Source organism: Pseudomonas sp. 2 (genome assembly GCF_056627435.1).
Map to the genome: position 1 here is coordinate 101,561 of NZ_JBWXNG010000013.1, position 24,128 is coordinate 125,688.

General features: G+C 62.5%; 22 protein-coding genes. 20 read left to right on the forward strand and 2 right to left on the reverse strand.

Going from position 1 to position 24,128, the window contains the following annotated elements:
* Nucleotides 1-7: 7 nt before the first annotated feature.
* The 10 genes from AC1MEK_RS20990 to AC1MEK_RS21035 all read left to right on the forward strand — a co-directional run bounded on the left by AC1MEK_RS20990 (nt 8) and on the right by AC1MEK_RS21035 (nt 11,258).
* Nucleotides 8-997, forward strand: coding sequence for a LysR family transcriptional regulator (locus AC1MEK_RS20990; protein ID WP_480398191.1), 990 nt, complete (start codon nt 8-10; stop codon nt 995-997).
* Nucleotides 998-1,546: 549 nt separating this feature from the next.
* The gene (locus tag AC1MEK_RS20995) at nt 1,547-2,458 is read left to right on the forward strand and encodes a dihydrodipicolinate synthase family protein (protein WP_480398192.1); all 912 of its coding nucleotides are present in this window, start codon (nt 1,547-1,549) and stop codon (nt 2,456-2,458) included.
* Nucleotides 2,451-3,968 carry an aldehyde dehydrogenase gene (locus AC1MEK_RS21000; protein ID WP_480398193.1) on the forward strand — a complete coding sequence of 506 codons (1,518 nt, stop codon included), beginning with the start codon at nt 2,451-2,453 and terminating at the stop codon, nt 3,966-3,968. Before AC1MEK_RS20995 ends, AC1MEK_RS21000 begins: the two co-directional genes overlap by 8 nt.
* Entirely contained in the window at nt 3,965-5,311 is a 1,347-nt protein-coding gene (locus AC1MEK_RS21005) for an NAD(P)/FAD-dependent oxidoreductase (RefSeq protein WP_480398194.1), read from the forward strand. The genes AC1MEK_RS21000 and AC1MEK_RS21005 overlap by 4 nt, the downstream gene beginning before the upstream one ends.
* Nucleotides 5,312-5,386: 75 nt before the next feature.
* Nucleotides 5,387-6,235: a glycine betaine ABC transporter substrate-binding protein gene (locus AC1MEK_RS21010; RefSeq protein WP_480398195.1), complete on the forward strand. Its 849-nt coding sequence runs from the start codon at nt 5,387-5,389 to the stop codon at nt 6,233-6,235.
* Nucleotides 6,236-6,312: 77 nt separating this feature from the next.
* Nucleotides 6,313-7,431 (forward strand): quaternary amine ABC transporter ATP-binding protein, encoded by a 1,119-nt coding sequence (locus tag AC1MEK_RS21015; RefSeq protein ID WP_480398196.1) that lies wholly within the window; start codon nt 6,313-6,315, stop codon nt 7,429-7,431.
* A complete protein-coding gene (locus AC1MEK_RS21020) occupies nt 7,428-8,276 on the forward strand; it encodes an ABC transporter permease (protein WP_480398197.1) in 849 nt (282 codons plus the stop codon). Before AC1MEK_RS21015 ends, AC1MEK_RS21020 begins: the two co-directional genes overlap by 4 nt.
* Nucleotides 8,273-9,124 (forward strand): ABC transporter permease, encoded by an 852-nt coding sequence (locus AC1MEK_RS21025; protein ID WP_480398198.1) that lies wholly within the window; start codon nt 8,273-8,275, stop codon nt 9,122-9,124. The genes AC1MEK_RS21020 and AC1MEK_RS21025 overlap by 4 nt, the downstream gene beginning before the upstream one ends.
* Before the next feature lie 10 nt (nt 9,125-9,134).
* On the forward strand, nt 9,135-10,133 hold the full coding sequence (locus tag AC1MEK_RS21030; RefSeq protein WP_480398199.1) for a 4-hydroxyproline epimerase: 999 nt from the start codon (nt 9,135-9,137) through the stop codon (nt 10,131-10,133).
* Nucleotides 10,134-10,244: 111 nt separating this feature from the next.
* The gene (locus AC1MEK_RS21035) at nt 10,245-11,258 is read left to right on the forward strand and encodes a GlxA family transcriptional regulator (RefSeq protein WP_480398200.1); all 1,014 of its coding nucleotides are present in this window, start codon (nt 10,245-10,247) and stop codon (nt 11,256-11,258) included.
* Nucleotides 11,259-11,354: 96 nt separating this feature from the next.
* Here the strand turns inward: AC1MEK_RS21035 and AC1MEK_RS21040 are convergent, their stop codons facing one another.
* The gene (locus AC1MEK_RS21040) at nt 11,355-11,747 is read right to left on the reverse strand and encodes a GFA family protein (protein WP_480398201.1); all 393 of its coding nucleotides are present in this window, start codon (nt 11,745-11,747) and stop codon (nt 11,355-11,357) included.
* A 191-nt stretch (nt 11,748-11,938) separates the two neighbouring features.
* Between AC1MEK_RS21040 and AC1MEK_RS21045 the strand changes: the two genes are divergently transcribed.
* The 9 genes from AC1MEK_RS21045 to bla all read left to right on the forward strand — a co-directional run bounded on the left by AC1MEK_RS21045 (nt 11,939) and on the right by bla (nt 21,623).
* Nucleotides 11,939-13,612, forward strand: a complete 1,674-nt coding sequence (locus AC1MEK_RS21045; RefSeq protein ID WP_480398202.1) for an NAD-dependent malic enzyme — start codon at nt 11,939-11,941, stop codon at nt 13,610-13,612.
* A gap of 823 nt (nt 13,613-14,435) precedes the next feature.
* Nucleotides 14,436-15,353, forward strand: a complete 918-nt coding sequence (locus tag AC1MEK_RS21050) for a LysR family transcriptional regulator (RefSeq protein WP_480398203.1) — start codon at nt 14,436-14,438, stop codon at nt 15,351-15,353.
* A complete protein-coding gene (locus AC1MEK_RS21055) occupies nt 15,353-16,255 on the forward strand; it encodes a LysR family transcriptional regulator (RefSeq protein ID WP_480398204.1) in 903 nt (300 codons plus the stop codon). Before AC1MEK_RS21050 ends, AC1MEK_RS21055 begins: the two co-directional genes overlap by 1 nt.
* A 151-nt stretch (nt 16,256-16,406) precedes the next feature.
* Complete coding sequence (locus tag AC1MEK_RS21060; RefSeq protein WP_480398205.1) at nt 16,407-17,030, forward strand: glutathione S-transferase family protein; 624 nt, start codon at nt 16,407-16,409, stop codon at nt 17,028-17,030.
* A gap of 70 nt (nt 17,031-17,100) precedes the next feature.
* Nucleotides 17,101-19,158 carry a 2Fe-2S iron-sulfur cluster-binding protein gene (locus tag AC1MEK_RS21065; RefSeq protein WP_480398206.1) on the forward strand — a complete coding sequence of 686 codons (2,058 nt, stop codon included), beginning with the start codon at nt 17,101-17,103 and terminating at the stop codon, nt 19,156-19,158.
* Between the two features lie 29 nt (nt 19,159-19,187).
* A complete protein-coding gene (locus tag AC1MEK_RS21070; protein ID WP_480398207.1) occupies nt 19,188-19,391 on the forward strand; it encodes a hypothetical protein in 204 nt (67 codons plus the stop codon).
* Nucleotides 19,392-19,459: 68 nt separating this feature from the next.
* Nucleotides 19,460-20,119: a M24 family metallopeptidase gene (locus AC1MEK_RS21075; protein WP_480398208.1), complete on the forward strand. Its 660-nt coding sequence runs from the start codon at nt 19,460-19,462 to the stop codon at nt 20,117-20,119.
* Between the two features lie 99 nt (nt 20,120-20,218).
* Nucleotides 20,219-20,647, forward strand: coding sequence for a TOBE domain-containing protein (locus AC1MEK_RS21080; protein ID WP_480398209.1), 429 nt, complete (start codon nt 20,219-20,221; stop codon nt 20,645-20,647).
* A gap of 91 nt (nt 20,648-20,738) precedes the next feature.
* Complete coding sequence (gene bla, locus AC1MEK_RS21085; protein ID WP_480398210.1) at nt 20,739-21,623, forward strand: class A beta-lactamase; 885 nt, start codon at nt 20,739-20,741, stop codon at nt 21,621-21,623.
* A gap of 1,073 nt (nt 21,624-22,696) precedes the next feature.
* Here the strand turns inward: bla and AC1MEK_RS21090 are convergent.
* A complete protein-coding gene (locus AC1MEK_RS21090; RefSeq protein ID WP_480398211.1) occupies nt 22,697-23,179 on the reverse strand; it encodes a DUF2938 domain-containing protein in 483 nt (160 codons plus the stop codon).
* 352 nt (nt 23,180-23,531) lie between these two features.
* On the opposite strand from AC1MEK_RS21090, the gene AC1MEK_RS21095 reads away from it, so the two are divergent.
* Nucleotides 23,532-24,128, forward strand: coding sequence for a trypsin-like peptidase domain-containing protein (locus AC1MEK_RS21095; RefSeq protein WP_480398212.1), 597 nt, complete (start codon nt 23,532-23,534; stop codon nt 24,126-24,128).

The window sequence follows — 24,128 nt, forward strand, 5'->3', positions numbered from 1 at the left end:
CCTCACGATGGTCAAGCACACCGATCCGGACATGACGCTGCTGAAAATGCCTTCGCTCAAAGCGGTGAAGTCATTCGTGGCCGCGGCCAAATACCAGAGTTTCACCCGCGCAGCGGAAGCCTTGTGCGTGACCCAGGCGGCGATCAGCCGGCAGATTCGCGAACTGGAAACCTACCTGGGCGTGGAGCTGTTCAAGCGGGCAGGGCGCGCCGTGGAGTTGACCGAAGCGGGGGCGATCTTTTTCGATGCCGCGCAGATGTCCTTCGTCAACATCTCCCAGGCCGCCGAGCGCATTCGCACGCGCAATGCCGGCAAGCGCATGCTGACCTTGTGCTGCTCGCCGGCGTTTTCCGCGTTCTGGCTGTCGACCCGGCTGCCGACCCTGTTCAGCCAGAACCCCGACATCGATCTGAACCTGATTACCACCCAGAACTTCCTGTCGATGGAGCCGGGGGTGCGCCCGGACATCTACATCACCAAGATGGCGAAGATCCAGGACGGCTATCGCAGCTACCCGCTGTTCTATGACGTGATCTACCCGGTCTGCACCCCGGCCTATCACAAGGCCCACCCGGAACTTGCGACGCTGCTCGGCCTGCGCGATGGCGGCCTGCTGAACCTGAGCCCCTACGGCCGCTCCCAGGTCGCCGAGCATGTGGATTGGGGCGTGTGGCTGGCGTATCACAACATCGATATCGGCGAGCGCCATCACGACAGCCCCCATGTGCTCAATGCCAATGACTACAACCTGGTGGTCAACATGGCGCTCAACGATCAGGGCGTGGCGCTGGGCTGGAATCATCTGGTGACCGGCCTGATCGAACAGGGGCGGCTGGTGCGTCCGGTCAATGAGGAAATGGTGCTGACCGAGAGCCTGCATTACCTGACCATCCGCGAAGACCGTGAAGCCGACGAGGCCTGCTGCCGGGTGCGCGACTGGTTGCTGGCGCAGTTCGCCGAGTACCCGTTTCCCGCGTCGGCGCAGCCGCATCGATAACATTTTTTTATGCATTGCCCAGCGTAAAAGTTGATTGTCCCAAGCTTTCAACGACACGTAATCTTCACACAAGCCGCACGTAAACCCGGGCAAGGTTCCAGGGTTTGAAGAAAGGCAAAAGAGTCGGCGGGGCCGCCCCGGATGACTCAACAACAAGAAACCGTCGTCACTGCCAATTGGGATAGATACGGTCTGACTATGCAAAACACTACTGCTCTACCTCTGCCCTGTGTCGAAACGCCCCTGACCGATGTTCAGGCGTCGCGCCGACGCTGTTTGTTCTAACGATCCGTATTGATCCAGCACACGCCTTTGAAAAAGTGCGTGTGGAAGAACACTGTAATGCGCACCGCTATTTAACTTCCGGCCCTGCGGTCGGTCATGGATGCAACTTGAGGTTGCGTTGGCGGCACTGTTGCACCTGCGTGTTACCCGATTTGTTATTGCACGGAATTTGATCCATCACGAGCCGCTTAATGGGCGCGCGGCGCCCGCTCGTGTGCGCATTGCTGAACAACAGTTACAGCCATTGATAATCGGAGAAGCGTCTTGAAATTCGAAGGCATATATACACCGGCAGTCACGCCTCATACGCCGGACGGTGAAATCGACTGGGATGTATTTGCACAAGTGCTGGAGTCGCTGGTGGAAGCGAACGTGCACGGCATCATTATCGGTGGCTCGACGGGTGAATATTACGCGCAGACCGCAGAAGAGCGTTTGAAGCTGGCGCGCCGTGCCAAAGACATCATCGGCTCGCGTGTGCAGTTGATCATCGGCACCGGCGCCATCCGCACCGAAGACGCCGTGCTGTTCGCCGAAGACGCAAAGGCCATCAAGGCTGACGCCATCCTGGTGACCACGCCGCCTTACGCACTGCCCACCGATCAGGAAAATGCCATTCATGCGTTGACCATCGACCGCGCCGCCAACTTGCCGATCATGTTGTACAACTATCCCGGCCGGATGTGCGTGCAGATGAACGAAGACTATCTGGCGCGCGTGGGTAAATCGAAGAACGTAAAAGCGATCAAGGAAAGTTCCGGTGACATGGGCCGCGTGCACTTGCTGGCTCGTGAATTCCCGCACATTGCACTGTCCTGCGGTTGGGATGATCAGGCCCTGGAGTTCTTCGCCTGGGGCGCCAGAAGTTGGGTCTGTGCCGGTTCCAACTTCCTGCCTAAAGAGCACGTCGCGTTGTATGAAGCCTGTGTCCTCGAAAAGAACTTCGACAAGGGCCGTCAGATCATGTCGGCGATGATGCCGTTGATGAATGCACTGGACGGCGGCAAGTTCGTGCAATGCATCAAGTTCGGCTGCGAACTCAATGGTTTGAAAGTCGGAGACGTCCGCGCGCCACTTCGCCCGCTCAACAGCGAAGACAAACTCAGCCTGCAGACCGTTATCACCAACGTGAAACGCACCGTCGCCCACATCACTTCCGGAGCCCGCCATGCGTGATCTTTTGACCAAGGACGAATACGCCGCCATTGCCGCGTCGATGTCGTACCCGACCAACGCCTTTATCAACGGCGCGTTCAAACCGGCGATTTCCGGCAACACCTTCGTCACCGTCAACCCGGCCACCGGCGAGCACCTGACCGACATCGCTGCCTGCGCCAGTGAAGACGTCGACTACGCCGTCAGCAAGGCCAAAGAGGCGTTCGAAGATGGCCGCTGGAGGCTGCTGCCGCCGGGCGAGCGCAAGGCTGTGCTGCTCAAGTTCGCCAAGCTGCTGGAGCGCAATCGCCACGAGCTGGCGGTGCTGGAAAGCCTGGACAGCGGCAAGCCGGTCAGCGAATGCCAGATGGTCGACGTGCCCGACACCATTCACACCCTGCGCTGGCACGCCGAAGTCATCGACAAACTCTACGACCACACCGCGCCTGTGGGCCACAACGCCTTGACCATGGTGGTGCGTGAGCCGATCGGGGTCGTCGGTTGCGTGCTGCCGTGGAACTTCCCGCTGCTGATGCTGGCCTGGAAGATCGGTCCGGCGCTGGCCGCCGGTTGCTCGGTGATCGTCAAACCTGCCGAGCAGACCACCCTCACCACGCTGCGCGTCGCCGAGCTGGCCTTCGAGGCCGGCGTTCCGGCAGGCGTGCTGAACATCGTCACCGGCACCGGCAAGGACGTGGGCGAACCGATCGGCCTGCACAAAGACGTGGACATGGTCAGCTTCACCGGCTCCACCGCCACGGGCCGCCGCTTCCTGCATTACGCCGCCGACTCGAACCTCAAGCGTGTGGTGCTGGAGTGCGGCGGCAAGAACCCGGCGGTGGTCATGCACGACGCCGAGGACCTGGACCTGGTCGCCGAGCAGGTGGTCAACGGCGCGTTCTGGAACATGGGCGAGAACTGCTCGGCCACCTCGCGTCTGCTGGTCCACGCCTCGGTGAAGGACGAGCTGCTCAAGCGCATGGGCGCCTACATTCGTGAATGGAAAATGGGCGATCCGCTGGACCCGCAAAACCGCGTCGGCGCGCTGGTCAGCAGCGATCACTTCCAGAAAGTGAAGTCGTACCTGGACTACGCCAATGCCGGCAAACTCGAAGCCGTGTACGGCGGTGACACCCAAGACGGCGCGTTCATCCAGCCGACCGTGATCGACGGCGTGGACCGCGACAGCCGCCTGTTCCAGGAAGAGATCTTCGGCCCGGTGCTGTCGGTGACCGCCTTCAATTCCATCTCCGAGGCCATCGCCCTGGCCAACGACACCAACTATGGCCTGGCCGCTTCGGTGTACACCGGCAACCTGCGTAACGCGATCAAGCTGTCCCGCGAGATCCGCGCCGGCATCGTCACCGTCAACTGCTTCGGCGAAGGCGATGCGTCGACCCCGTTCGGCGGCTACAAAGAGTCCGGGTTTGGCGGGCGCGACAAGTCGGTGTTCGCCCACGATCAGTACACCGAGATCAAGACCATCTGGATCGATGTGTCCGATCGCTCTGTCGACGAGACCGTAAAATGAGCGGCCATTCCATCAAGCGCCTGCCGGTAGACACGGGAGTGTCGGGGTGGGAGGCGATCTCTACGCGTTCTATCCCGGTGCGCATGCTTGATGGCAACGTGTCGGCGGACTGGCTGATCATCGGCGCCGGTTTTGCCGGCCTGTCGGCGGCGCGCAGGCTGGTGCAGCTGCGCCCCCACGACAGCATCGTGGTGGTCGATGCCCATGAAATCGCCAAGGGCCCGGCGGGGCGCAACTCGGGTTTCATGATCGACGTGCCCCACAGCCTGTCCAGCGGCGAGTACTCGGTGGCCGGTGAGTCGGCCACGGCGCTGGAGATCGAGCAGAACCGCTTCGCCATCGATTTCGCCGCGCAGGCGGCGGTCGAATACGGCATGTCGGCGCAGACCTTCGACCCGTCCGGCAAGATCAACGCCGCCGCCACCGAGCGCGGGCTGAAGCTCAACCTCAAGTACGCCAAATCCCTGGGCGCCATTGGTGAGAAACACGAGCTGTTCGATGCCGCGCAGATGCGCGAAATCACCGGCTCCAACTATTACCACGGCGGGCTGTACACCCCTGGCGCAGTGATGATTCAGCCGGCCCAGTACATCCGCGATCTGGCGGCGGGGCTGGACAGCAAGATCAGCCTGATGGAGCGCTCGCCCATCGTCGAACTCAACAAGTCCGGCAGTGGCTGGGTGGCCAAGTCGCACAGGGGCCAGGTGTCGGCGGCCAAGGTGATTCTCGCGGTCAACGGCCACATCGAGGATTTCGGCCACTTTCAGGGGCGCCTGCTGCACGTGTTCACCTACGCCTCGATGACGGCGGGCTTCAGCCACGATCAGTTCCAGCGCCCGGTGACGGGCAAGGACCGCTGGGCCTTGCTGCCTGCCGACCCGATGGGCGCGACGGTGCGCAAGATCACCCACAACGGCCAGGCGCGCATCGTCATCCGCACTAAATTTACCTATGACCCGAGCATCACCGTCACGCCCAAGCGGGTGGCGGCGGTGGCGGCCGAACAGCTGCAGTCGCTGCACGCGCGCTTCCCGGAACTGCAGGGCACGCCCATGGAATTCGCCTGGGCCGGGCGGCTGTGCCTGAGCCGCAACAGCGCGCCGGCGTTCGGCGAGGTGGAAGAAAACCTCTACGCCGCCTGCTGTGAAAACGGCCTGGGTACGGTCAAGAGCACCCTGGCCGGGGTCATGGCCGCCGAGCTGGCCACCGGCACCGACTCGGTGTTCCTGCAGCGCTTCAGCCAGGGCGCGGGCCCGAGCAAATTGCCGCCCAGCCTGCTGACCCGCCTTGGGGTCAGCTCTGTGATCCGCTGGCAGGAACTGCGGGCAGGGCGAGAAGGGTAAAGGCTGCATCAACCCAAACAGAGCACAACAGAACAACCAACACTCAAGTTTCATCAACGTAGATCGGGGAATGCCATGAAGAAAATCTGGAAAGCCGTTTGCGCGGTGGCTGTTGCGGGCATGATGACCATGCCGGTCCATGCGGAAGAAAAAACCATCACCGTCGGGACCATGAACTGGGAAGACCTGACGCCGATCACCGGCATCACCAAGAAGGTCCTGGAAGACTCCGGCTACACCGTCAAGGTGGTGGAATTTTCCGAGTGGGGCATCGCCTACGCCGCGCTGAGCAAGGGCGACGTGCAGGTGCTGGCTTCGCAGACCGACTACGCGGCCAACGACTACTGGAACAAGAACAAGAACAAGCTGGAGAAGCTGTCTCCGGTTTCTCACGGCCTGTACCAAGGCATCGCGGTGCCGAAGTACGTGGACATCGACTCCGTCGACCAGCTCAACGCCAACGCCGACAAGTTCGGCGGCAAGATCATCGGCATCGAGCCAGGTTCGGGCCTGATGAAAGACGCCACCAACGCGGTCAAGGGCTATGACCTCAAGCTGCAACTGGTCGAGGGCAGTACCGCGGCCATGACCGCTGCGCTCAAGTCGGCGGTCGACCGCAAGGAACCGATCGCGGTCACCATCTGGGAGCCGTCGTGGATGGTGCAGAAATACGACGTGAAATTCCTCAAGGACCCCAAAGGCATCTTCCCGCCACCACAGGGTTACTACTGGATCGGCCACAAGGGCTTCTCGGCTGACTTCCCCCACGCTCGCGAGCTGATGGCCAGCGTCTATGTGCCGCTGCCGGACATCACCGCGATCAACACCCAGGTCAAGGACGGCAAGACCATGGATCAGGCCGTCAAGGAGTGGACCGACAGCCACGCCGACCTGCTCAAGCGCTGGGAAAACGTGAAGAACTGATCCTTGCACCACGCTTTGCCACTGCCGCCTTTTGATCAAGCAAGAAGTCAGTGAAAACTGGCTGGACGGGTTACCAAATGACTACGACTAAAATCGACACAAACGAAGTGCTGGTGGATTGCCAGAACGTCTGGAAGATCTTCGGAAAAAGCGCACCTGCGGCGATGAACGCTGTCGTCCAGAAGGGCTTGTCCAAGAGCCAGGTCCTGCAAGAGTTCAGCTGCGTGGTCGGAGTCTCGGACGTCAGTCTCCAGGTTCGCCGTGGAGAAATCTTCTGCATCATGGGGCTCTCCGGCAGTGGCAAATCCACCCTGATCCGTTTGCTCAACAAACTGATCACGCCAAGCTCGGGCAAGATCCTGGTCAAGGGCAAGGACGTGTCCTCGCTCAACCCGGCGCAACTGCGCGAGGTGCGCGCCAAGCACATCGGCATGGTGTTCCAGAGCGTCGCATTGCTGCCCAACCGCACGGTGCTGGAAAACACCGCCTTCGGCCTGGAAGTGCAGGGCGTGGGCAAGGCTGAGCGTTACCAGGTGGCCGAGCGCGCCCTGACCAAGGTCGGTTTGAGCGAGTGGGTACATCGTTTCCCAAGTGAGTTGTCCGGTGGCATGCAGCAGCGCGTGGGCCTGGCCCGGGCGATCACCGCCGACCCTGAAATCATTCTGATGGACGAGCCGTTCAGTGCGCTCGACCCCCTTATTCGTCGTCAGCTGCAGGATGAATTCCGCCAGCTGACCAAAGAACTCGGCAAGTCCGCCGTGTTCATTACCCACGACCTGGACGAAGCGATCCGCATCGGTGACCGCATCGCGATCATGAAGGACGGCGCGATCATCCAGGTCGGCACCGCCGAGGAAATCGTCCTCAACCCGGCCGACGATTACGTCGCCGAATTCGTCGCCGGTATCTCCCGCCTGCATCTGGTCAAGGCGCACTCGGTGATGACCCCGGTCGAACCGTTCAAGGCGGCCAACCCGACCTGGGACATCTCGCGGCTGATCAAGACGTCCCCGGGCGCCGACATCAACGAGCTGATCGGCCTGACCATGAAGTCCGAGCGCGATGCCCTGGCAGTCGTCGACAACGGCAACGTGGTCGGCATCATCACCCCGCGTGACCTGTTACGCGGCGTGCAGGGTATTCCCAACGAATTCGCGGCCAACGGCGCGGCCGCCGCACTGGAGACTTCGGCATGAATACGCCTGACTTTTCCAGCCAGTTCGACGAGGCCATCGACGCTGGCCTGTCGTGGCTGTCCGACCATGGCGAGGTGCTGTTCGACGCCGCCAACACGGTGCTGTCCAGCGTCTACAAGGCGGTGTTGTGGTGCCTGTCGCTGCCGCCGTATTACGTGCTCGCGGTGATCATCGCCCTGATCGGCTGGCGGGCCATTGGCGCGCGCTTCGCGATCATTGCCGGGCTGGCGCTGATCTTCTGCGCGCTGATCGGCCTGTGGCCGGAAACGGTCGCTACCCTGGCCCTGGTGCTCACCGCCACGCTGCTGGCGCTGGTGGTGGCGATCCCCCTGGGTGTGATCGCCGGGCTGACCCCGGCGTTCGACCGGGTGGTCGATCCGTGCCTGGACCTGGTGCAGACCATGCCGCCCTACATCTACCTGCTGCCGGCCATCGCGCTGCTCGGCTACGGCCCGGCCACCGCCTTGTTGGCGACCTTCATCGTCGCCTTGCCACCGGCGCTGCGCCTGACTTCGCTGGGCATCCGTATGACGCCCCGGCACTTCATCGAACTGGGCGACGCCAGCGGCGTGACCCCGATGCAGATGTTTTTCAAGATCCGCCTGCCGTTCGCCATGCCCAGCATCATGGCCGGCATCAACCAGAGCCTGATGATGGCCTTCGGCATGGTGGTGATCGCCGGGATCGTCGGTTCCGGCGGGCTGGGTGAGTCGATCTACGGCGCGGTGCGCACGCTGGACATCGCCAAGTCGATCAACGCGGCCATCGCCATCGTCATCCTGACCATGATCCTCGACCGTCTGGCCCAGAGCGCCGCGCGGTCTGGCAAGGGAGCAAGCCAATGAGTGTCGCCGACTTTCGTTTTTCCCCGGGGGAAATCCTCGCCCCGGCAGTGGACTGGCTCAACGCCAACCTGCACGGGCTGTTCGTGCTGATCAGCCAGGTAGTCGAAGCGGTTTTGGGCGTGGTCGAGCGCGCGCTGCTGGCGCCGCATCCGTATCTGTTGATCGCCATCGTCTTCGTCGCTGCGTTTTTCTTCGCCACCAAGCGGGTGGCGGTGTTCTCTGCACTGATGTTGGCGTTCTGCCTGTTCGCCGGGCTGTGGACCGCGTCGATGCAGACCATCGCGCTGGTCTCGGTGGCGGTGCTGATTTCGGTGGCGATCGCCTTTCCGCTGGGCGTGCTGGCGGCGCGGGTGAAGAAGGTCGACGACGCGTTCCTGCCGATCCTCAACATCATGCAGACCGTGCCGCCATGGGTGTACCTGATTCCGGCCGTGATCCTGTTCAGCCTGGGTCGGGTCCCGGCGATCATCGCCACCATTGTCTACGGCATCCCGCCGATGCTGCGCCTGACCACGCTGGCCTTCAAGCAACTGCCCAAGGACCTGCTGGAACTGGGCCAGGCCTCCGGTGCATCGCCTCGCGACATCCTGTTCAAGATCGAACTGCCCACCGCGACGCCTACGCTGCTGGTCGGTTTGAACCAGTGCATCCTGATGTCGCTGGCCATGGTGGTGTTGGCCGGGCTGGTGGGGGCGGGTGGGCTGGGAGCGGAAGTCACCCGCGGGCTGTCGCGGATGGAAATGGGTCTGGGTTTGCGTGCGGGCTTGGCGATCGTCGCCATCGCGCTGCTGCTGGACCGTTTGTCACGGGGCGCCTTGCAGCGTCATTCGCCTAACAAACTGGTGTAAGGACACGCTCATGAGACGCAGCTTTTTCTGTATCGATTCCCACGCCTGCGGCAACCCGGTGCGCGTGGTCGCAGGGGGCGGGCCGATCCTGCCTTCGCTGTCGATGGCCGAGCGCCGTGACCTCTTCGTGCGCGATCACGACTGGGTGCGCACTGCGCTGATGTTCGAGCCCCGCGGGCATGATGTGATGTCCGGCGTGATCATCTACCCGTCGGTGCGCGAAGACTGCGACTTCGGCGCGCTGTTCATCGAGGTCAGCGGCTGCCTGCCGATGTGCGGCGCGGGCACCATCGGCCTGTCCACGGTGGTGATCGAAGAAGGCCTGATCACGCCCAAGGTGCCAGGCCGCCTGGCCATCGAGGCGCCGGCCGGGCGGGTCGATGTCGAGTACCGCATGAACGACGACAAGGTCGAGTCGATCAAGCTGCTCAACGTCGCCAGCTACCTGCACAGCGCTGATGTGGTGGTCGAGGTGCCGGGCATTGGCGCACTGACCGTCGACATCGCCTACGGCGGCAACTTTTACGCGGTGGTGGAACCGCAAGCGAACTGGCCGGGATTCGAAGGCCAGACCAGCGCCGATATCGTCGCCATGAGCGTGAAACTGCGCGCGGCGCTGGCGGGTGTCTGCGACGTGGTGCACCCGGAAAACCCGGCCATCAGCGGCGTACACCATGTGATCTGGTGCGACGAGCCCAAGAGCCAGCACGCCGATGGCCGCTGCGCCGTGTTTTACGGCGACAAGGCTATCGACCGTTCGCCCGGCGGCACCGGCACCTCGGCGCGCATGGCACAACTGTTCGGCAAGGGGCGCCTGAAAGTCGGCGACACCTGGCACCACGAGAGCCTGATTGGCACGGTCTACGAAGGAAAAGTTGAGTCTGCGGTTAAAGTCGGTATTTTTGACGGCATCAAGCCCGGCATTACCGGCTGGGCCCATGTGACAGGCCACAACACCATTTTCGTCGATGACCAGGACCCGCTCGCCTACGGCTTCCAGCTGACGTGAGCCGGACGGGTCGGTGAATCCGGGGTTGGGCGATCTTTCATACCCGGTTGCAAGAGAACAAGAAGTGAAGAGCATCAAACGGCAGGTTGTACAGATGGGGCGGGGCAGACGTTGAGCGAGAGACGAGAGTTCAGCGGAGGAATGAAGGGCAAGAACCTCCGCTATCTGGACGAGAGCCGCAAAGAGCCTGCCTCCCACACCCGGGCAGGTTTCCTGCTGCTGGAGCACTTTTCGTTGCCGGCCTTCACCCAGGCGCTGGACACGATTGTCACGGCCAACCTGCTGCGCCCCAAGCTGTTTTCCTCACGCACGTTCGGTTTGCAGGAAGGCGAAGTGATCAGCGACCTGGGGCTGGTGATCCGCCCCGACGCGCGCCTTGAAGCCCCGGCGCTCAAGGACCTGGACCTGCTGGTGATCTGCGGCGGCTATCGCACCGAACTCAAGGCTAATCCTGAATTGAGCAACCTGCTGGTGACCGCCGCCGAACTGGGCATCACCCTGGCCGGGCTGTGGAACGGCGCGTGGTTTCTCGGCGAGGCGGGGCTGCTGGAAGGTTATCGCTGCGCGATCCATCCGGAGCATCGGCCGGCACTGGCGGAAATTTCCAAGGTCACCCACGTCACCAGCGAAGCCTTCGTCGTCGACCGCGACCGCCTCACGGCGTCGAGCCCGGCCGGCGCGTTCCACATGGCGCTGGAGTGGATCAAGGAGCTGCACGACAAGGCGCTGGTCGAGGGCATTGAAGACATCCTCTCGTTCGAGGAGTCGCGCTATCGGCGGATCAAGCCGAGCCGGCACATTTCCGTGAGTGCGCCGCTCAAGGAAGTGGTCAAGCTGATGGATGCCAACCTGGAAGAGCCGCTGGAAATGGACCAACTGGCGGTGTATGCCGGACGCTCGCGCCGGCAGATCGAGCGCCTGTTCAAGGAACAACTGGGCACCACGCCGCAGCGCTATTACCTGGAGCTGCGCATCACCGAAGCCCGCCGCCTGCTGCAGCACACCGAACTGTCCCAGGTCGAAGTGCTGGTGGCGTGCGGGTTCGTCTCGCCCAGCCACTTCAGCAAGTGCTACAGCTCGTATTTCGGTTATCGGCCGTCGAAGGAAAAGCGGTTGGTCAAGTAGTTTGTCTGACGCAGCACCGGTTTCTGCCCGAAGGGCGTAGCAGCACAGCTTGCCGGCGGGCTGCTACGGTGGGGCGCGTGGGCGGCACGATCTGTTTCACGGCTCGCTGCGGCCTTTGCTTTCCCTGTTGCGCCGATAGTGCCCGGTCAACGGAAATTCCGGCAGCCAGGCCTCGCGGCGTTCGGTCCAGAGCTCGTAAGTCGGTATGAACTGGTCCGGCGCATCCAGCACACCCAGGTTCACTTCAACTTCATCGCCGTTGCGGCCGAACAGCGGCGAGCCGCAGCGTGGGCAGAAGTGCCGGCCGGCGTAGTCGCGGGTCTGGCCTTCGATGGTCACCGCCTCCTGCGGGAAGATCGCCGATATCTCGAACAGCGAACCGGTGTGCTTGCGGCAGTCCAGGCAATGGCACAGCCCGACGCGCCAAGGGCGGCCACGGGCCGTAATTCGCACATCGCCACACAGGCATGCGCCCGTCACACTTTCCATGGGTGTTCTCCCGTCGGATGAAACTGCCAGCTTAGTCAATCTTCAGGCAGGCTCAGCGAGTGACGCTCAGCCACGAATCGCCAAGCCTGTCTAAACTCCCAACGCCAGCCGCTTTGCAGCCCGAGCTTGGAATCGTGATTCATCGGTGTATATTGCATACAAAATACAAAAAACATGCACTGGAGGTAATGATGTCTGCTTCATCCGACCGCACTCTGAACGTACCTTTCAAAGGCCCGACACTGCTGGGCACGCCGCTGCTCAACAAGGGCACCGCCTTCAGCGCGCAAGAACGCAAGGATCTGCACCTGACCGGCTTGCTCCCCGATCAGGTGGAAACCATCGAACAACAGGCCGAGCGCACCTATCAGCAGTTCAAGGCCTGCAACACCGACCTGGAAAAACACGTGTTCCTGCGCTCGGTGCAGGATTTCAACGAAACCCTGTTCTATCGCGTGGTCGACGATCATGTCGACGAAATGCTGCCGATCATCTACACCCCAACGGTCGGCAAGGCCTGCCAGGAATTCGCGCGCATTTACCGCAGCCATCGCGGTCTGTTCATCGGCATTGGCGATCAGGATCGCATCGATGAAATCCTCGGCAACGTTACCAAGAACAACGTCAAAGTGATCGTGGTCAGCGACTGCGAACGCATTCTGGGCCTGGGCGACCAGGGCGTCGGCGGCATGGGCATTCCGATCGGCAAACTGTCGCTGTACACCGCTTGCGGCGGCATCAGCCCGGCCTACACGCTGCCGGTGGTATTGGACGTGGGCACCAACAACCCCGCGCTGCTGGCCGACCCTGTGTACTTTGGACGCCGCAAGGAGCGGGTGCGCGGCGAGGAGTACGATAACTTCCTGCAGGCTTTCGTCGATGGCGTCAAACGCCGCTGGCCGGGGGTGATCCTGCAGTTCGAAGACTTCGCCCTGAGCAACGCCATGCCGCTGCTGGCCAAATACCGCGATCAACTGTGCTGCTTCAACGACGACATCCAGGGCACTGCAGCAGTGACCGTGGGCACGCTATTGGCCGCATGCAAGATGAAGGGCGAGCGCCTGGCCGACCAGACCATCGCCTTCGTTGGCGCAGGCTCGGCCGGCTGCGGGATCGCCGAGCAGATCATCTCGGCCATGCAGCTTGAAGGCGTGAGCGAGGCCCAGGCGCGGCGCCAGGTTTTCCTGCTCAACAGCAAGGGCCTGCTGACCGACAAACAGAGTGGGCTGTATGACTTCCAGCAGCGCCTGTCGCACCCGACCGAGTCGCTGGCGCACTGGCAGTTCAGCGGCGAATGGCCGGTGCTGCAGGAGGTGGTGAGCAACCTCAAGCCGAGCGTGCTGATCGGCGTGTCGGGCAAGTCCGGGTTGTTCACCCAGGACATCATCGAGACGATGTACGCCCACTGCAAACGGCCGATCATCATGCCGCTGTCCAACCCGACCTCGCAGATCGAAGCGCACCCCAAGGACATCCTGCAATGGACCGAGGGCCAGGCGCTGGTGGCGACGGGCAGTCCGTTTTTGCCCATCGAGATGGGCGGCAAGACGTTCAAGATCGCGCAGTGCAACAACTCCTACATCTTCCCCGGCATTGGCCTGGGGGCGATTGCGAGCAAGGCGACTCGGGTGACCGAAGGCATGCTGATGGCCTCCGCCCAGGCACTGGCCGACAGTGCCGGGGCAGGGCAGATGCTGCCGCCGTTGCGGGATGTGCAGGCGGTGAGCAAGAAAATCGCCTTCGCCGTGGGTAAGGCAGCGCAGGCTGATGGGGTGGCGGCGGGGATGTCTGATGAGGCGCTTCGCGAGTCGGTCGAGGCCAACTTCTGGAAGCCGGTATATCGGTCTTATGGGGTTAAGGCCTAGCCGGCCTTGTGATCTGGGGCTGATCCGTTTTCGGTGGTGTGGCTGAGAGGGCCTGCCTAACGGCAGGCTTGTTTCGGCTTCGCCGAGTTACTTGGAAAAGACCCCCAAGTAACCAAGGGGTCCTGCTCCTGGTTTGGGTCCTCCTTCGTCGGACTTCCTTCACTCCGGTCCCGCTCCGTGGGCCCGGCGTGAATGGGCCATCCATGGCCTACACGCCTCTCGCCGCATCCATGCGGCTCGACCCACTCCGCGAGACCTCCGTTCAGCCTGCACCCAAGTCGCGTTTTGTGTCGTCTGTGCGTTTTGCGCACGAAGATCAAAAGCCAGATCAAAAGCGACCGGCTAACGCCGACCCCGGGCGACCGCCGGCAAGCCGTGCTGCTACGGAGGGCATCGCACTCAAGCTTTTGATCTTCATGCGCGATAGCCCAGACGACACAAATCGCGACTTGGGTGCAGGCTGAATGGAGGTCTCGCGGAGTGGGTCGAGCCGCATGGATGCGGCGAGAGGCGTGTGGGCCATGGATGGCCCTTTCACGCCGGGCCCACGGAGCGGGACCGGAATGAAGGAACCTCGACGAAGTCGAGGCCAAACCAGGAGCAAGACCCCTTGGTTACTTGGGGGTCTTTTCCAAGTAACTCGACGAAGTCGAAACAGATCTGACGTTAGGAAGAGCGCTCTTGATCTTGATCTTGATCTTGATTCGACGAAGTCGAAACAGGTCTGGCAAGCGTCACCACCCTGACGAAACAAGCACGCAATTCCCGCACCACCGCAAAAACCATTACCCTTTGCCCACCTCCAGCCAGCCGAGCCCCCTCCGTGGACAGATTCCAGGAAATGCAGGTCTTCATCGCCGTCTGCGAAGAACGCAGCTTCGCCACCGCCGCCCGGCGTCTGGAAATGTCCGCCCCCAGCGTCACCCGCGCCGTCGCCGCGCTGGAAAAACGCATCGGCACACTGCTACTGTCCCGCACCACCCGCAGCGTGCACCTGAGCGAAGCCGGCCAGCGCTACCTGAGCGACTGCCGGCGCATCCTCAGCGAACTCGAAGAAGCCGAAGACGCCGCCGGCGGCAGCATCGCCGAGCCCGTCGGCCAGCTCACCGTCACCGCCTCGATGCTGTTCGGCGAACTCTTCGTCATGCCCCTGGTGGTCGGCTACCTGCAGCAATACCCCGGCGTGAGCATCAACGCCCTGTTGCTCGACCGCGTGACGCAAATGGTCGAGGAGGGCATCGACGTCGCCGTGCGCATCGGCCACCTGATGGACAGCAGCCAGCACGGCATCAAGGTCGGTGAAGTGCGCCGGGTGCTCTGCGCATCAAAGGCCTACCTCGACGCCAACGGCCGGCCGGAGCACCCCAGCGATCTCAAGCGCCATCGCCTGGTGGTGTCGGCGTCCAGCGTGCTGGTGCGGCGCTGGGATTTCGTGGAGGACGGCAAGCCGTTGCAGGTGGACCTGCAATCGCGACTCACGGTGTCGGCCAACCAGGGCGCGATCACGGCCGCGGCCATGGGCTGGGGCGTGACCCGGGTGCTGTCCTATCAGGTCGCAAGCCAGGTGGCCAGCGGTGAGCTGGAGCTGATTCTGGAAGATTTCGAAGAACCGCCGGTGCCGGTGCACGTGTGTTATCAGGCCGAGCGCAAGGTCTCGGCCAAGGTGCGCACCTTCGTCGATTATTGCGTCGAGCGCATGTCCAGCGACCCCGCCATCAAGGCCGCCGGGCGCAGCCGTTGATGGATCGGCATCAGCAGATGAGCGTGTTTGCCGCCGTCGCCCGGGAGCAGGGGCTGGCGGCGGCCTCGCGCAGCCTCGGGGTGTCCCAGGCCACCATCAGCCGCGCGCTGGCGGCGCTGGAGACGCGCCTGGGCGCGCAATTGCTCAAGCGCACCACTCGCGGTGTGACCCTCACCGAGGTCGGCCGGGTGTTCGCCGATGAATGCGAGCGCCTGCTGCGCTTGGCCGACGAGGCCGATGCGTCGGCCAACGGTCTGCACGTCGAACCCAAGGGCCTGCTGACGCTGGTGATGCCGCTGCTGTTCGGCAATCGCCTGCTGATGCCGATCATCCTCGACTACCTGCACGCCTGGCCGGGCGTCGAAGTGTCAGTGACCTATTCCGACCGCTTTCCCAATATGCACGAGGAAGGCATCGACGTGGCGGTGCTGATCGGCGCCTTGCCCGACGCCTTCATGGTGGCGCGCGAAGTCGGCGCGGTACGCCAGATCATCTGCGCCAGCCCCGACTATCTGCGCCAGCGCCCGGGCCTGACGAAACCCGCCGACCTGGCCGATCACGCCGTGGTGGTGTGCAGCGCCGACAACCGCATGCAGGAGTGGCGCCTGCGCCAGGATGGCGTCACCCGCGCGGCCTCGCTCAAGCCGGTGCTGCGATGCACTACGCCGACTTCGGCGATCAATGCCGCGGTGCGCGGAGCCGGGCTGGTCTGCTGCCTTGAGCATCAGGCGCACGAGCATCTGCAGGCGGGCCGGCTGGTGGCCGTGCTGCAAGCCTTCGAACCGGCTCCCGTTCCGGTGTATCTGGTCTATCGTGAGGGACGGCGTGCATCGGCAAGGGTGCGCAGCTTTGTCGATTTCGCCGTCGAGCGCTTGCGTCAGCATCCGGTCTTGAGCGCCTGACCGCACGAAAATCCTGTAGATAATTTCATCCGGTGAAACGCTGGATTGTCTTTCGTGGTGATTCTGTCTTGTTCTGATACGGATCAGTATGGGTCCCATCAGAGCGGATCACCGCACTGTTCCCTAAACACGACAGATTCAGGAGCCAACCATGAGCGCAATCAAGCTGTATCACTTCCCGCTGTCCGGCCACGCCCATCGTGCACAGTTGATGCTGTCGCTGCTGGGACTCGAGCCTGAAATCAAGTTCGTCGACCTGGCCAAGGGCGCACAGAAAAACGCCGAGTTCCTGGCCCTGAACACCTTCGGCCAAGTGCCGGTGATCGATGACAACGGCACCGTGGTTGCCGACTCCACCGCGATCCTGGTGTATCTGGCCAAGAAATACGACAGCACCGGCCGGTGGCTGCCCAACGACCCGCAAGGTGCCGCTGAAGTGCAGCGCTGGCTGTCGGTCGCCTCGGGCCAGATCAACAACGGCCCGGCCCGTGCCCGCCTGATCACCGTGTTTGGCGCAGGTTTCGACCCGCAGGACACCATCGAGCGCGCCCACGCCGTGCTGCAAGTGATCGAGAAGCACCTGACCGGCCGCCAGTTCCTGGCCGCCGATCACGCCACCATCGCCGACGTCGCGGGCTACAGCTACATCGCCCACGCCCCGGAAGGCAACGTGTCGCTGGAGACCTACCCGAATGTACGCGCCTGGCTGGCCCGCATCGAAGGGCTCAAGGGCTTCGTGCCAATGCCGGGCACCAAGGCCGGCCTGGTGGTTTGACCCTGATGGGAGTGCGCGCCCGCGCACTCCCGCTACCTGTCGATGACTTCACTGCTCGGAGCTTTGCGTCATGAACGGCATTTCTTCTGAAAACGTCTCACCCTGGCACCCAGGCGAACTGCAGATGCAGGTCCACGCCGGTGTCGCCGAGCGGATGCAAGCCCTGGGCAAGAAGGTCGTGCGCGACTACATGCCCGATCAACATCGAGAATTCTATGAGCATCTGCCGTACCTGTTCATCGGTGCGGTGGATAGCCAGGGTCGGCCCTGGGCCAGCCTGCTGGACGCCGATGCCGGTTTCATCGCATCGCCCACCGAGCACCGGCTGGACATCGCCAGGCTCCCTGACCAGGACGACCCGGCCGGCGAGCAGTTCGCCCTCGGCACGGCGGTCGGGCTGCTGGGCATCGACCTGCACACCCGGCGGCGCAACCGCATGAACGGGCATATCCATGCCCTCGACGATCACGGCTTTTCAATCGGCGTCGAGTATTCGTTCGGCAACTGCCCGGCCTACATTCAATTGCGTGATCTCAAGCAGGTGCCTCTGGCGACCGTTCAGCAGCGCCCGGCCGCGCAACGCATGGACGCCCTGGACGAGGCGGCGGTGGCGATGATTCGTGCGGCCGATACGCTGTTCGTTGCTAGCTATGTGGATCTGCAAGGCGACGCGCCGCACCGTTCGGTGGACGTTTCCCACCGGGGCGGGCAGGCCGGTTTCGTGCGGGTCGAAGGCAATGTGCTCACCGTGCCGGATTTTGCCGGCAACCTGTTTTTCAACACCATGGGCAATATCCTGGTCAACCCGAAGGCCGGCCTGCTGTTCATCGATTTTCCCAGCGGGGATGTGCTGCAACTGAGCGGCAAGGCCAAGGTGATTCTCGATGGCCCGGAAATCGCCGCGTTCCAGGGCGCCGAGCGGCTGTGGCAGGTCGAGGTCGAAGCTGTGGTGCGCCGACCGCAGGCGTTGCGTTCACGCTGGGATTTCGAAGAGTTTTCGCCCATGAGCTTACTGACTGGCGACTGGGAGCAGGCTGCCACCCGGCTCAAGGCCGATGCCTTGCGCGACCAATGGCGGCCACTGCAAGTGGTGCGTATCGAGGATGAAAGTGCAGGGATTCGCTCGTTCTATTTCGAGCCGACTGACGGTGCAGGCATGCCGGCGTTTCAGGCCGGCCAGCATCTGCCGATGCGCCTGTCGCTGCCGGGTCACGACAAGCCGATCATTCGCACCTACAGCCTGTCGAGCGCGCCGTCGGATGATTTTCTCCGCATCAGCGTCAAGCGCGATGGATTGGTCTCGGGGCATCTGCACGACACCCTTAAGGTCGGCGATGTCATCGAAGCGCGGGCGCCACAGGGCAGTTTCGTGCTCGACCCGCTGGAAACCCGGCCGCTGGTGCTGCTGGGGGCCGGCATCGGCGTGACGCCCATGCTGTCGATGCTGCGCGAGGTGATTTATCAGGGCAAACGCAAGCGCAAGCAGCGCCCCACCTGGTTCGTGCAGAGTGCACGTCGTCTGGCGGATCTGGCTTTTCGCGAGGAATTGGACACACTGGTGGGCGACACCGCCGACAAACTCACGGCTGTCCGCCTGCTGAGCCAGCCCGAACACGAGGCTCGCTTGGGCGAGGATTTTCACCTCGCAGGTCGCATTGACCTGAATCTGCTCAAGATGCTGTTGCCGTTCAACGACTTCGATTTCTATGTCTGCGGGCCGGCAAGCTTCACCCAGGGGCTGTATGACGAGTTGAGGGCGATGCACATCCGTGACGAGCGGATCCACGCCGAAACCTTCGGACCCTCGACCCTCAAGCGCACCGGCGACAAACAGGCGGTGGCGTTCGAGCAACCCCCGGCGGCCACCACCTCGGTGCCGGTGATTTTCGAGAAGTCGGCCAAGGAGGCGCGCTGGCAGCCCGATGGCGGCACCTTGCTGGAGCTGGCCGAAAGCCGTGGCCTGGAACCCGAATACAGTTGCCGCGGCGGTTCGTGCGGCACCTGCAAGACCCGGCTCGTCAGTGGCCAGGTGCATTACCCGGTCCCGCCCGCCGAATTGCCGGCGCAGGGCCAAGTGCTGATCTGCTGCGCAGTCCCGGCCGAAGGGCCGTTGGTGCTCGATCTGTAACCATCCATGCGTGTGCAGGAGTGTTTGCGATGAATCATTGGCCCGCTTTCGAGAAAGAAGACGACCCCAACCAGTACCAGACGTCCGAGCAGGAAGTGTCGTGGCTGCTGCCTCAATCCCTGGCCTCGTTGGCCGGCGAACTGGCCGCCGACCATGAAGAGCAGGACAACCCCGCGACCCTGCGTCTGATCAGTTGGGTGCGTTCGGTTTCAGGCCTGAGTCGGCATCAGTGATTGCCGCTGTGATCGCTATGTAGTAAATGTCATAGCGATATCAGGCAGGCAACACACAAGAGGAAGAAATGAACGCAGCAGCGAAGGAAGCGGTCGGGGCGATTTACGACATCGAGGCCATGCGCCACGCCCAGGCCATGACCTGGAAAGCCATCGAGCTTGTGTCGCAACGCATCAAGCCGGGGATGCTGGAGTCCGAGGCTGTGGCGGCGGGCAAGCAGGCATTGGCCGAACTCGACACCCAGCGCATCTGGCACCCGATGCTGATCCGCTTCGGCGCCAACACCCTGAAAACCTTCAAGCAGCGCTCCGAAGGCGATCCGGTGCTGGGCGAAGACGACATTTACTTCATCGACATGGGCGCTGTGTGGCAAGGCCATGAAGGCGATGCCGGGGCGACCTTCACCACGGGCAGCGACCCGGAAATGCAGGCCTGCGCCAAGGCGGCCAAAACCCTGTTCGATGTGGTTGAACAACGCTGGAAGAGTGGCCAGGTGCAGGGCGTCGAGCTGTACCGCTTCGCTGAGGAACAGGCCACGGCCATGGGCTGGAAGCTCAACCTTGAGATCAAGGGCCACCGGGTCTGCGACTTCCCACATGCGATCTATCGCGGCGGCAATCTTGGTGATTTCGACGCCGTGCCCAACCCGGGCCTGTGGATTCTGGAAATTCAGATTGCCCACCCAAGCAAGCCTTATGGCGCCTTTTATGAGGATCTGCTGGCCTGACTTTTGAGTCAGAAAATTGAGCGCTATGGTTGAAATGACATGACGCTCGGTTCGACCATGGCCGCCGATTCTCGACACCTCATCATCAGGAAGCACGACATGAAAGTCAGCGCCCGCAATGTATTCAAAGGCACCGTCAAGCAGATTCAGGAAGGTGCGGTCAACGCCGAAGTCGTCCTGACCCTGCCGGGCGGTGAAGAGCTGGTGGCCGTGGTCACCCTGCAAAGCGTCAAGAGCCTGGGGCTGGCCGTGGGCAAGGAAGCGGTGGCGCTGATCAAGGCGCCGTGGGTCATGGTCATGACCGATGCCGCAGGCTTTCGTCTGTCGGCGCGCAACAGCCTGCAGGGCAAGGTCAGCAAAGTCAGCGATGGCGCGGTGAATGCCGAAGTGATCATCACCCTGGCCGGCGGCACCGAGGTCTACGCTATTGTGACTCGCGAAGCGGTGACCGAGCTAGGCCTGGCGCCTGGCGTCGACGCCACTGCAGTGATCAAGGCATCGTATATCATCCTGGGCGTGCCTGCCTGAGCCGAGCATCAGCCTGTGATGGCAGCCGCCGCAGACGGCTGCCGTTGGTGGTAACCGGCGTCGTTCATCTGCCTTTACAAGGACGTGTGTCTTGATTTCCCGAAGAAACCTGATCGGTGGCTCGCTCCTGGCGATCCCCGCGCTGTACAGCCTCACTTCATTGGCGGCCGAGACCGGCGCCTCATCCAACCCGTCGATCGAACAACAACTGGCCGAGCTCGAACGCCGTCATGGCGGGCGGCTGGGCGTGGCGATTCTCGACACCGGCAGCCAGCAACTGATTACCCAGCGCGGCGACGAGCGCTTCGCCCTGTGCAGCACCTTCAAGGCGTTGCTGGCGGCGTTCGTGCTGGTGCGTGTCGACCGCAACCAGGAAGACCTTTCGCGACTGATCGTCTACGGCAAAGAACAGCTGGTGCCGTATTCGCCGATCACCGAGAAACACACCGGGGAGGGCGGGTTGAGCGTCGGCTCGATCTGCGAAGCAGCGGTCACCCTGAGCGACAACACCGCCGCCAACCTGCTGCTGGACAGCGTGGGTGGCCCGCCGGCATTGACGGCCTGGTTGCGTTCGCTGGGCGATGAAGTGACCCGGCTCGACCGACGTGAACCCGAACTGAACGAGAACCGCGCCGGCGACCTGCAGGACACCACCACCCCGGTGGCGATGCTGCACAGCCTGCGTACGCTGATTTACGGCAATGTGTTGTCACCGGCCTCGCGGGATCAGTTGATCGCCTGGCTGGTGAGCAACAGGACCGGCGATCAGAAACTGCGCGCCGGCTTGCCCAAGGGCTGGCGGGTGGGCGACAAGACCGGTTCCGGCAGCAACAACGCCAGCAACGATGTGGCGGTGGTGTGGCGGCCCAAGCGCAAGCCGGTGATCGTCACCGTTTACTACACCCATTCAAAGGCCAGTGCCGAGCAGATCAATGCGCTAATGGCCGAGGTCGGGCGGTTGGTGGGGACGCTTTAAGTCATCTGAATCAAACAACATCCCGTAGCAGTCCGGCTTGCCGGCGACAGCGATCATGAGGGCGCTGTGCTGCGCCGATTGTTGATCGGTTGAAACGGCGGTGATCTGGGGGTAGGTGGGTGAGATCCAGATCAAGATCAAGGTCAAAAGCGCTCTTCCTAACGTCAGATCTGTTTCGACTTCGTCGAGTTACTTGGAAAAGACACCCAAGTAACCAAGGTGTCCTGCTCCTGGTTTGGGTCCTCCTTCGTCGGACTTCCCGAAACGAAGGCATTGCTCCGTGGGCCCGGCGCGAAAGGGCCATCCATGGCCCAACGCGCCTCTCGCCGCATCCATGCGGCTCGACCCACTCCGCAACGCCTGCGTTCCGGCCTGCACCCAAGTCGCGTTTTGTGTCGTTTGTGGGATTTGCGCACGAAGATCAAAAACCAAATCAAAAGCTCACGTCTAACGCCGCCCCCCGTAGCAGTCCGGCTTGCCGGCGGTCTGGCGCGAAGCGGCAGCAAACCCTGTGCACACGGTATACCTGACACAACCAAGTCGCCTGATTTTACTGCCGCTGCGCGCCAGATCGCCGGCAAGCCGGACTGCTACGGGATGTCTGGTGTTCTCGGGACCGTAGCAGCCGAGCTTGCTCGCGGGTCGCCCTCAAGATCGCCCCGGCGGCAAGCCGTGCTGCTACGGGAGAGGCGTCGCCGTCATGCTCTTGATTTGGCTTTTGATCTTCGTACGCGCCAGTCCAGACACCACAAAACGCGACTTGGGTGCAGGCCGAACGGAGGTCTCGCGGAGTGGGTCGAGCCGCATGGATGCGGCGAGAGGCGTGTGGGCCATGGATGGCCCATTCACGCCGGGCCCACGGAGCGGGACCGGAGAGAGGGGACCCGACGAAGTCGGGCCCAACCAGGAGCAGAAGGACTTGGTTACTTGGTCCTTTCAAGTAACTCGACGAAGTCGAAACAGGTCTGACGTTAGGAAGAACGCCTTTGATCCTGGTCTTCCTCCGTACGCGGTGTACCTGACACGGCCAAGTCGTTTGAATTTGCCAGCAACCCGGCCCCACAAATCAGCTGTTACCCCACCAGCAACGCCGTGCCATACATGCCGATGGCAAACACCACATGCCCCACCACATTCTGCAGCCTTGCCACTGGCGGGTTGGGTGCCTTGTTGCAAGCGATGCCCACGCCCATGCCCGGTTGCAGGATGAACCAGCCCGCACCCACCGTGACCAGACCCACCGCCAGCGCCGGGAAGAAGGTCGGCGCATGGGCCCATTGCACGCCCCAGATCAGTAGCAGCGCAGCAGCGAAGATCACCCCGACGGTGTAGTGGCCAATCCAGCCGATGCGCAGCTCATTCGGCACCTCAGGCGAATTGGCGATGCCGTTGCGGTTCACGAACCGGCCTTCGCGCAGGCCGGCGAACCAGCGGCCGACCAGATGCCACGGCGGGGTGGGCAGGCCCAAAGTGGCCTTGAGCAACTGCGCCCAGAGGTCGAGCAGCGCGGTGCCGCCAATGCCGATGAGCAGGGCGAGAAAGATGAATTCGAACATGGCACTCCTAGTTTTTCAGGTATCCGTTCAGACGGATTCTGCGGTTGCGCCCGTCCGTATGGCAACATCCTGACGGAAGGCAACAGGGGTTGGTTGATCGCACACACTAGCAGTTTTGCCGACGTTGACGCTCATTTGCCGGTTTAAGCAGAAAATTTAATCCAACGATGCACAATACTTGGATCCAATAAGCTAAATGCATCGCATGCGGACAAACGGTAGTCTGAGTCTATTGCTGCAATGATGGCGCAATGACATATTTGCGCCGTCTTCAACTCATCCCTCGTGTGCCAACATGCGTGCCATCTCGTCATTGGTAGCAGCCTGTGCGCTGCTTGGCGGATGCAATGGAATGCCCACCGCGTTTACCCAGGATCCCGTGTTCGATCAGGCCTTCGTCGTTCATTCCGGCGGCCCGTTGCCCTATATGCTGATGGGCACCGCCGTGCAGTGGAATGAAGATTACGCCGTGACGGTCAAGCACATTCCCTATCTTCCGGGATCGGTCTACCAGGGCCGCAGCGATGTGCAGTTCTTCCGGCACAAGGCCGACGGCGTTCCGCTGTGGCGCGCTTACAAGCCGGGCGAAGCGGTGACGGCGGTGGGGTTCAACTCGCTGTACATGTCGGTCAAGGGCAGTGGCCACACGCTGCCAGCGCTGGTGCGTCTGAACACCAACGAAGGCAGTGTGATGTATGGCACCCATGATGGCCCGGTGGCCAAGGGTATGTCTGGCGGCCCGGTGTTCTCGGCGGACGGCAAGGTGGTGGGCATCACCGTGGCGTTTCTCTCGGCTGACGATCTGAAGGCCATCCACCGCCCGGATCTGGCCAGCCAGCCACGGGTGAGCATCTTCCTGCCCTACGCGGAAATCACCCGCGAGTGGAACCGCTATCTGGCCCAGGCCAAACCGGCCACACCTGCGCCGGTGCACCTGGCCAGCCGCTGA

What these genes read in the sequence shown, in the direction of transcription:
- AC1MEK_RS20990 (WP_480398191.1), top strand. Translation starts at nt 8, where the DNA reads ATGGTCAAGCACACCGATCCGGACATGACGCTGCTGAAAATGCCTTCG.
- AC1MEK_RS21000 (WP_480398193.1), top strand. Translation starts at nt 2,451, where the DNA reads ATGCGTGATCTTTTGACCAAGGACGAATACGCCGCCATTGCCGCGTCG.
- AC1MEK_RS21005 (WP_480398194.1), top strand. Translation starts at nt 3,965, where the DNA reads ATGAGCGGCCATTCCATCAAGCGCCTGCCGGTAGACACGGGAGTGTCG.
- AC1MEK_RS21010 (WP_480398195.1), top strand. Translation starts at nt 5,387, where the DNA reads ATGAAGAAAATCTGGAAAGCCGTTTGCGCGGTGGCTGTTGCGGGCATG.
- AC1MEK_RS21015 (WP_480398196.1), top strand. Translation starts at nt 6,313, where the DNA reads ATGACTACGACTAAAATCGACACAAACGAAGTGCTGGTGGATTGCCAG.
- AC1MEK_RS21020 (WP_480398197.1), top strand. Translation starts at nt 7,428, where the DNA reads ATGAATACGCCTGACTTTTCCAGCCAGTTCGACGAGGCCATCGACGCT.
- AC1MEK_RS21025 (WP_480398198.1), top strand. Translation starts at nt 8,273, where the DNA reads ATGAGTGTCGCCGACTTTCGTTTTTCCCCGGGGGAAATCCTCGCCCCG.
- AC1MEK_RS21030 (WP_480398199.1), top strand. Translation starts at nt 9,135, where the DNA reads ATGAGACGCAGCTTTTTCTGTATCGATTCCCACGCCTGCGGCAACCCG.
- AC1MEK_RS21040 (WP_480398201.1), bottom strand. Translation starts at nt 11,747, where the DNA reads ATGGAAAGTGTGACGGGCGCATGCCTGTGTGGCGATGTGCGAATTACG.
- AC1MEK_RS21045 (WP_480398202.1), top strand. Translation starts at nt 11,939, where the DNA reads ATGTCTGCTTCATCCGACCGCACTCTGAACGTACCTTTCAAAGGCCCG.
- AC1MEK_RS21055 (WP_480398204.1), top strand. Translation starts at nt 15,353, where the DNA reads ATGGATCGGCATCAGCAGATGAGCGTGTTTGCCGCCGTCGCCCGGGAG.
- AC1MEK_RS21060 (WP_480398205.1), top strand. Translation starts at nt 16,407, where the DNA reads ATGAGCGCAATCAAGCTGTATCACTTCCCGCTGTCCGGCCACGCCCAT.
- AC1MEK_RS21065 (WP_480398206.1), top strand. Translation starts at nt 17,101, where the DNA reads ATGAACGGCATTTCTTCTGAAAACGTCTCACCCTGGCACCCAGGCGAA.
- AC1MEK_RS21070 (WP_480398207.1), top strand. Translation starts at nt 19,188, where the DNA reads ATGAATCATTGGCCCGCTTTCGAGAAAGAAGACGACCCCAACCAGTAC.
- AC1MEK_RS21075 (WP_480398208.1), top strand. Translation starts at nt 19,460, where the DNA reads ATGAACGCAGCAGCGAAGGAAGCGGTCGGGGCGATTTACGACATCGAG.
- AC1MEK_RS21080 (WP_480398209.1), top strand. Translation starts at nt 20,219, where the DNA reads ATGAAAGTCAGCGCCCGCAATGTATTCAAAGGCACCGTCAAGCAGATT.
- AC1MEK_RS21090 (WP_480398211.1), bottom strand. Translation starts at nt 23,179, where the DNA reads ATGTTCGAATTCATCTTTCTCGCCCTGCTCATCGGCATTGGCGGCACC.
- AC1MEK_RS21095 (WP_480398212.1), top strand. Translation starts at nt 23,532, where the DNA reads ATGCCCACCGCGTTTACCCAGGATCCCGTGTTCGATCAGGCCTTCGTC.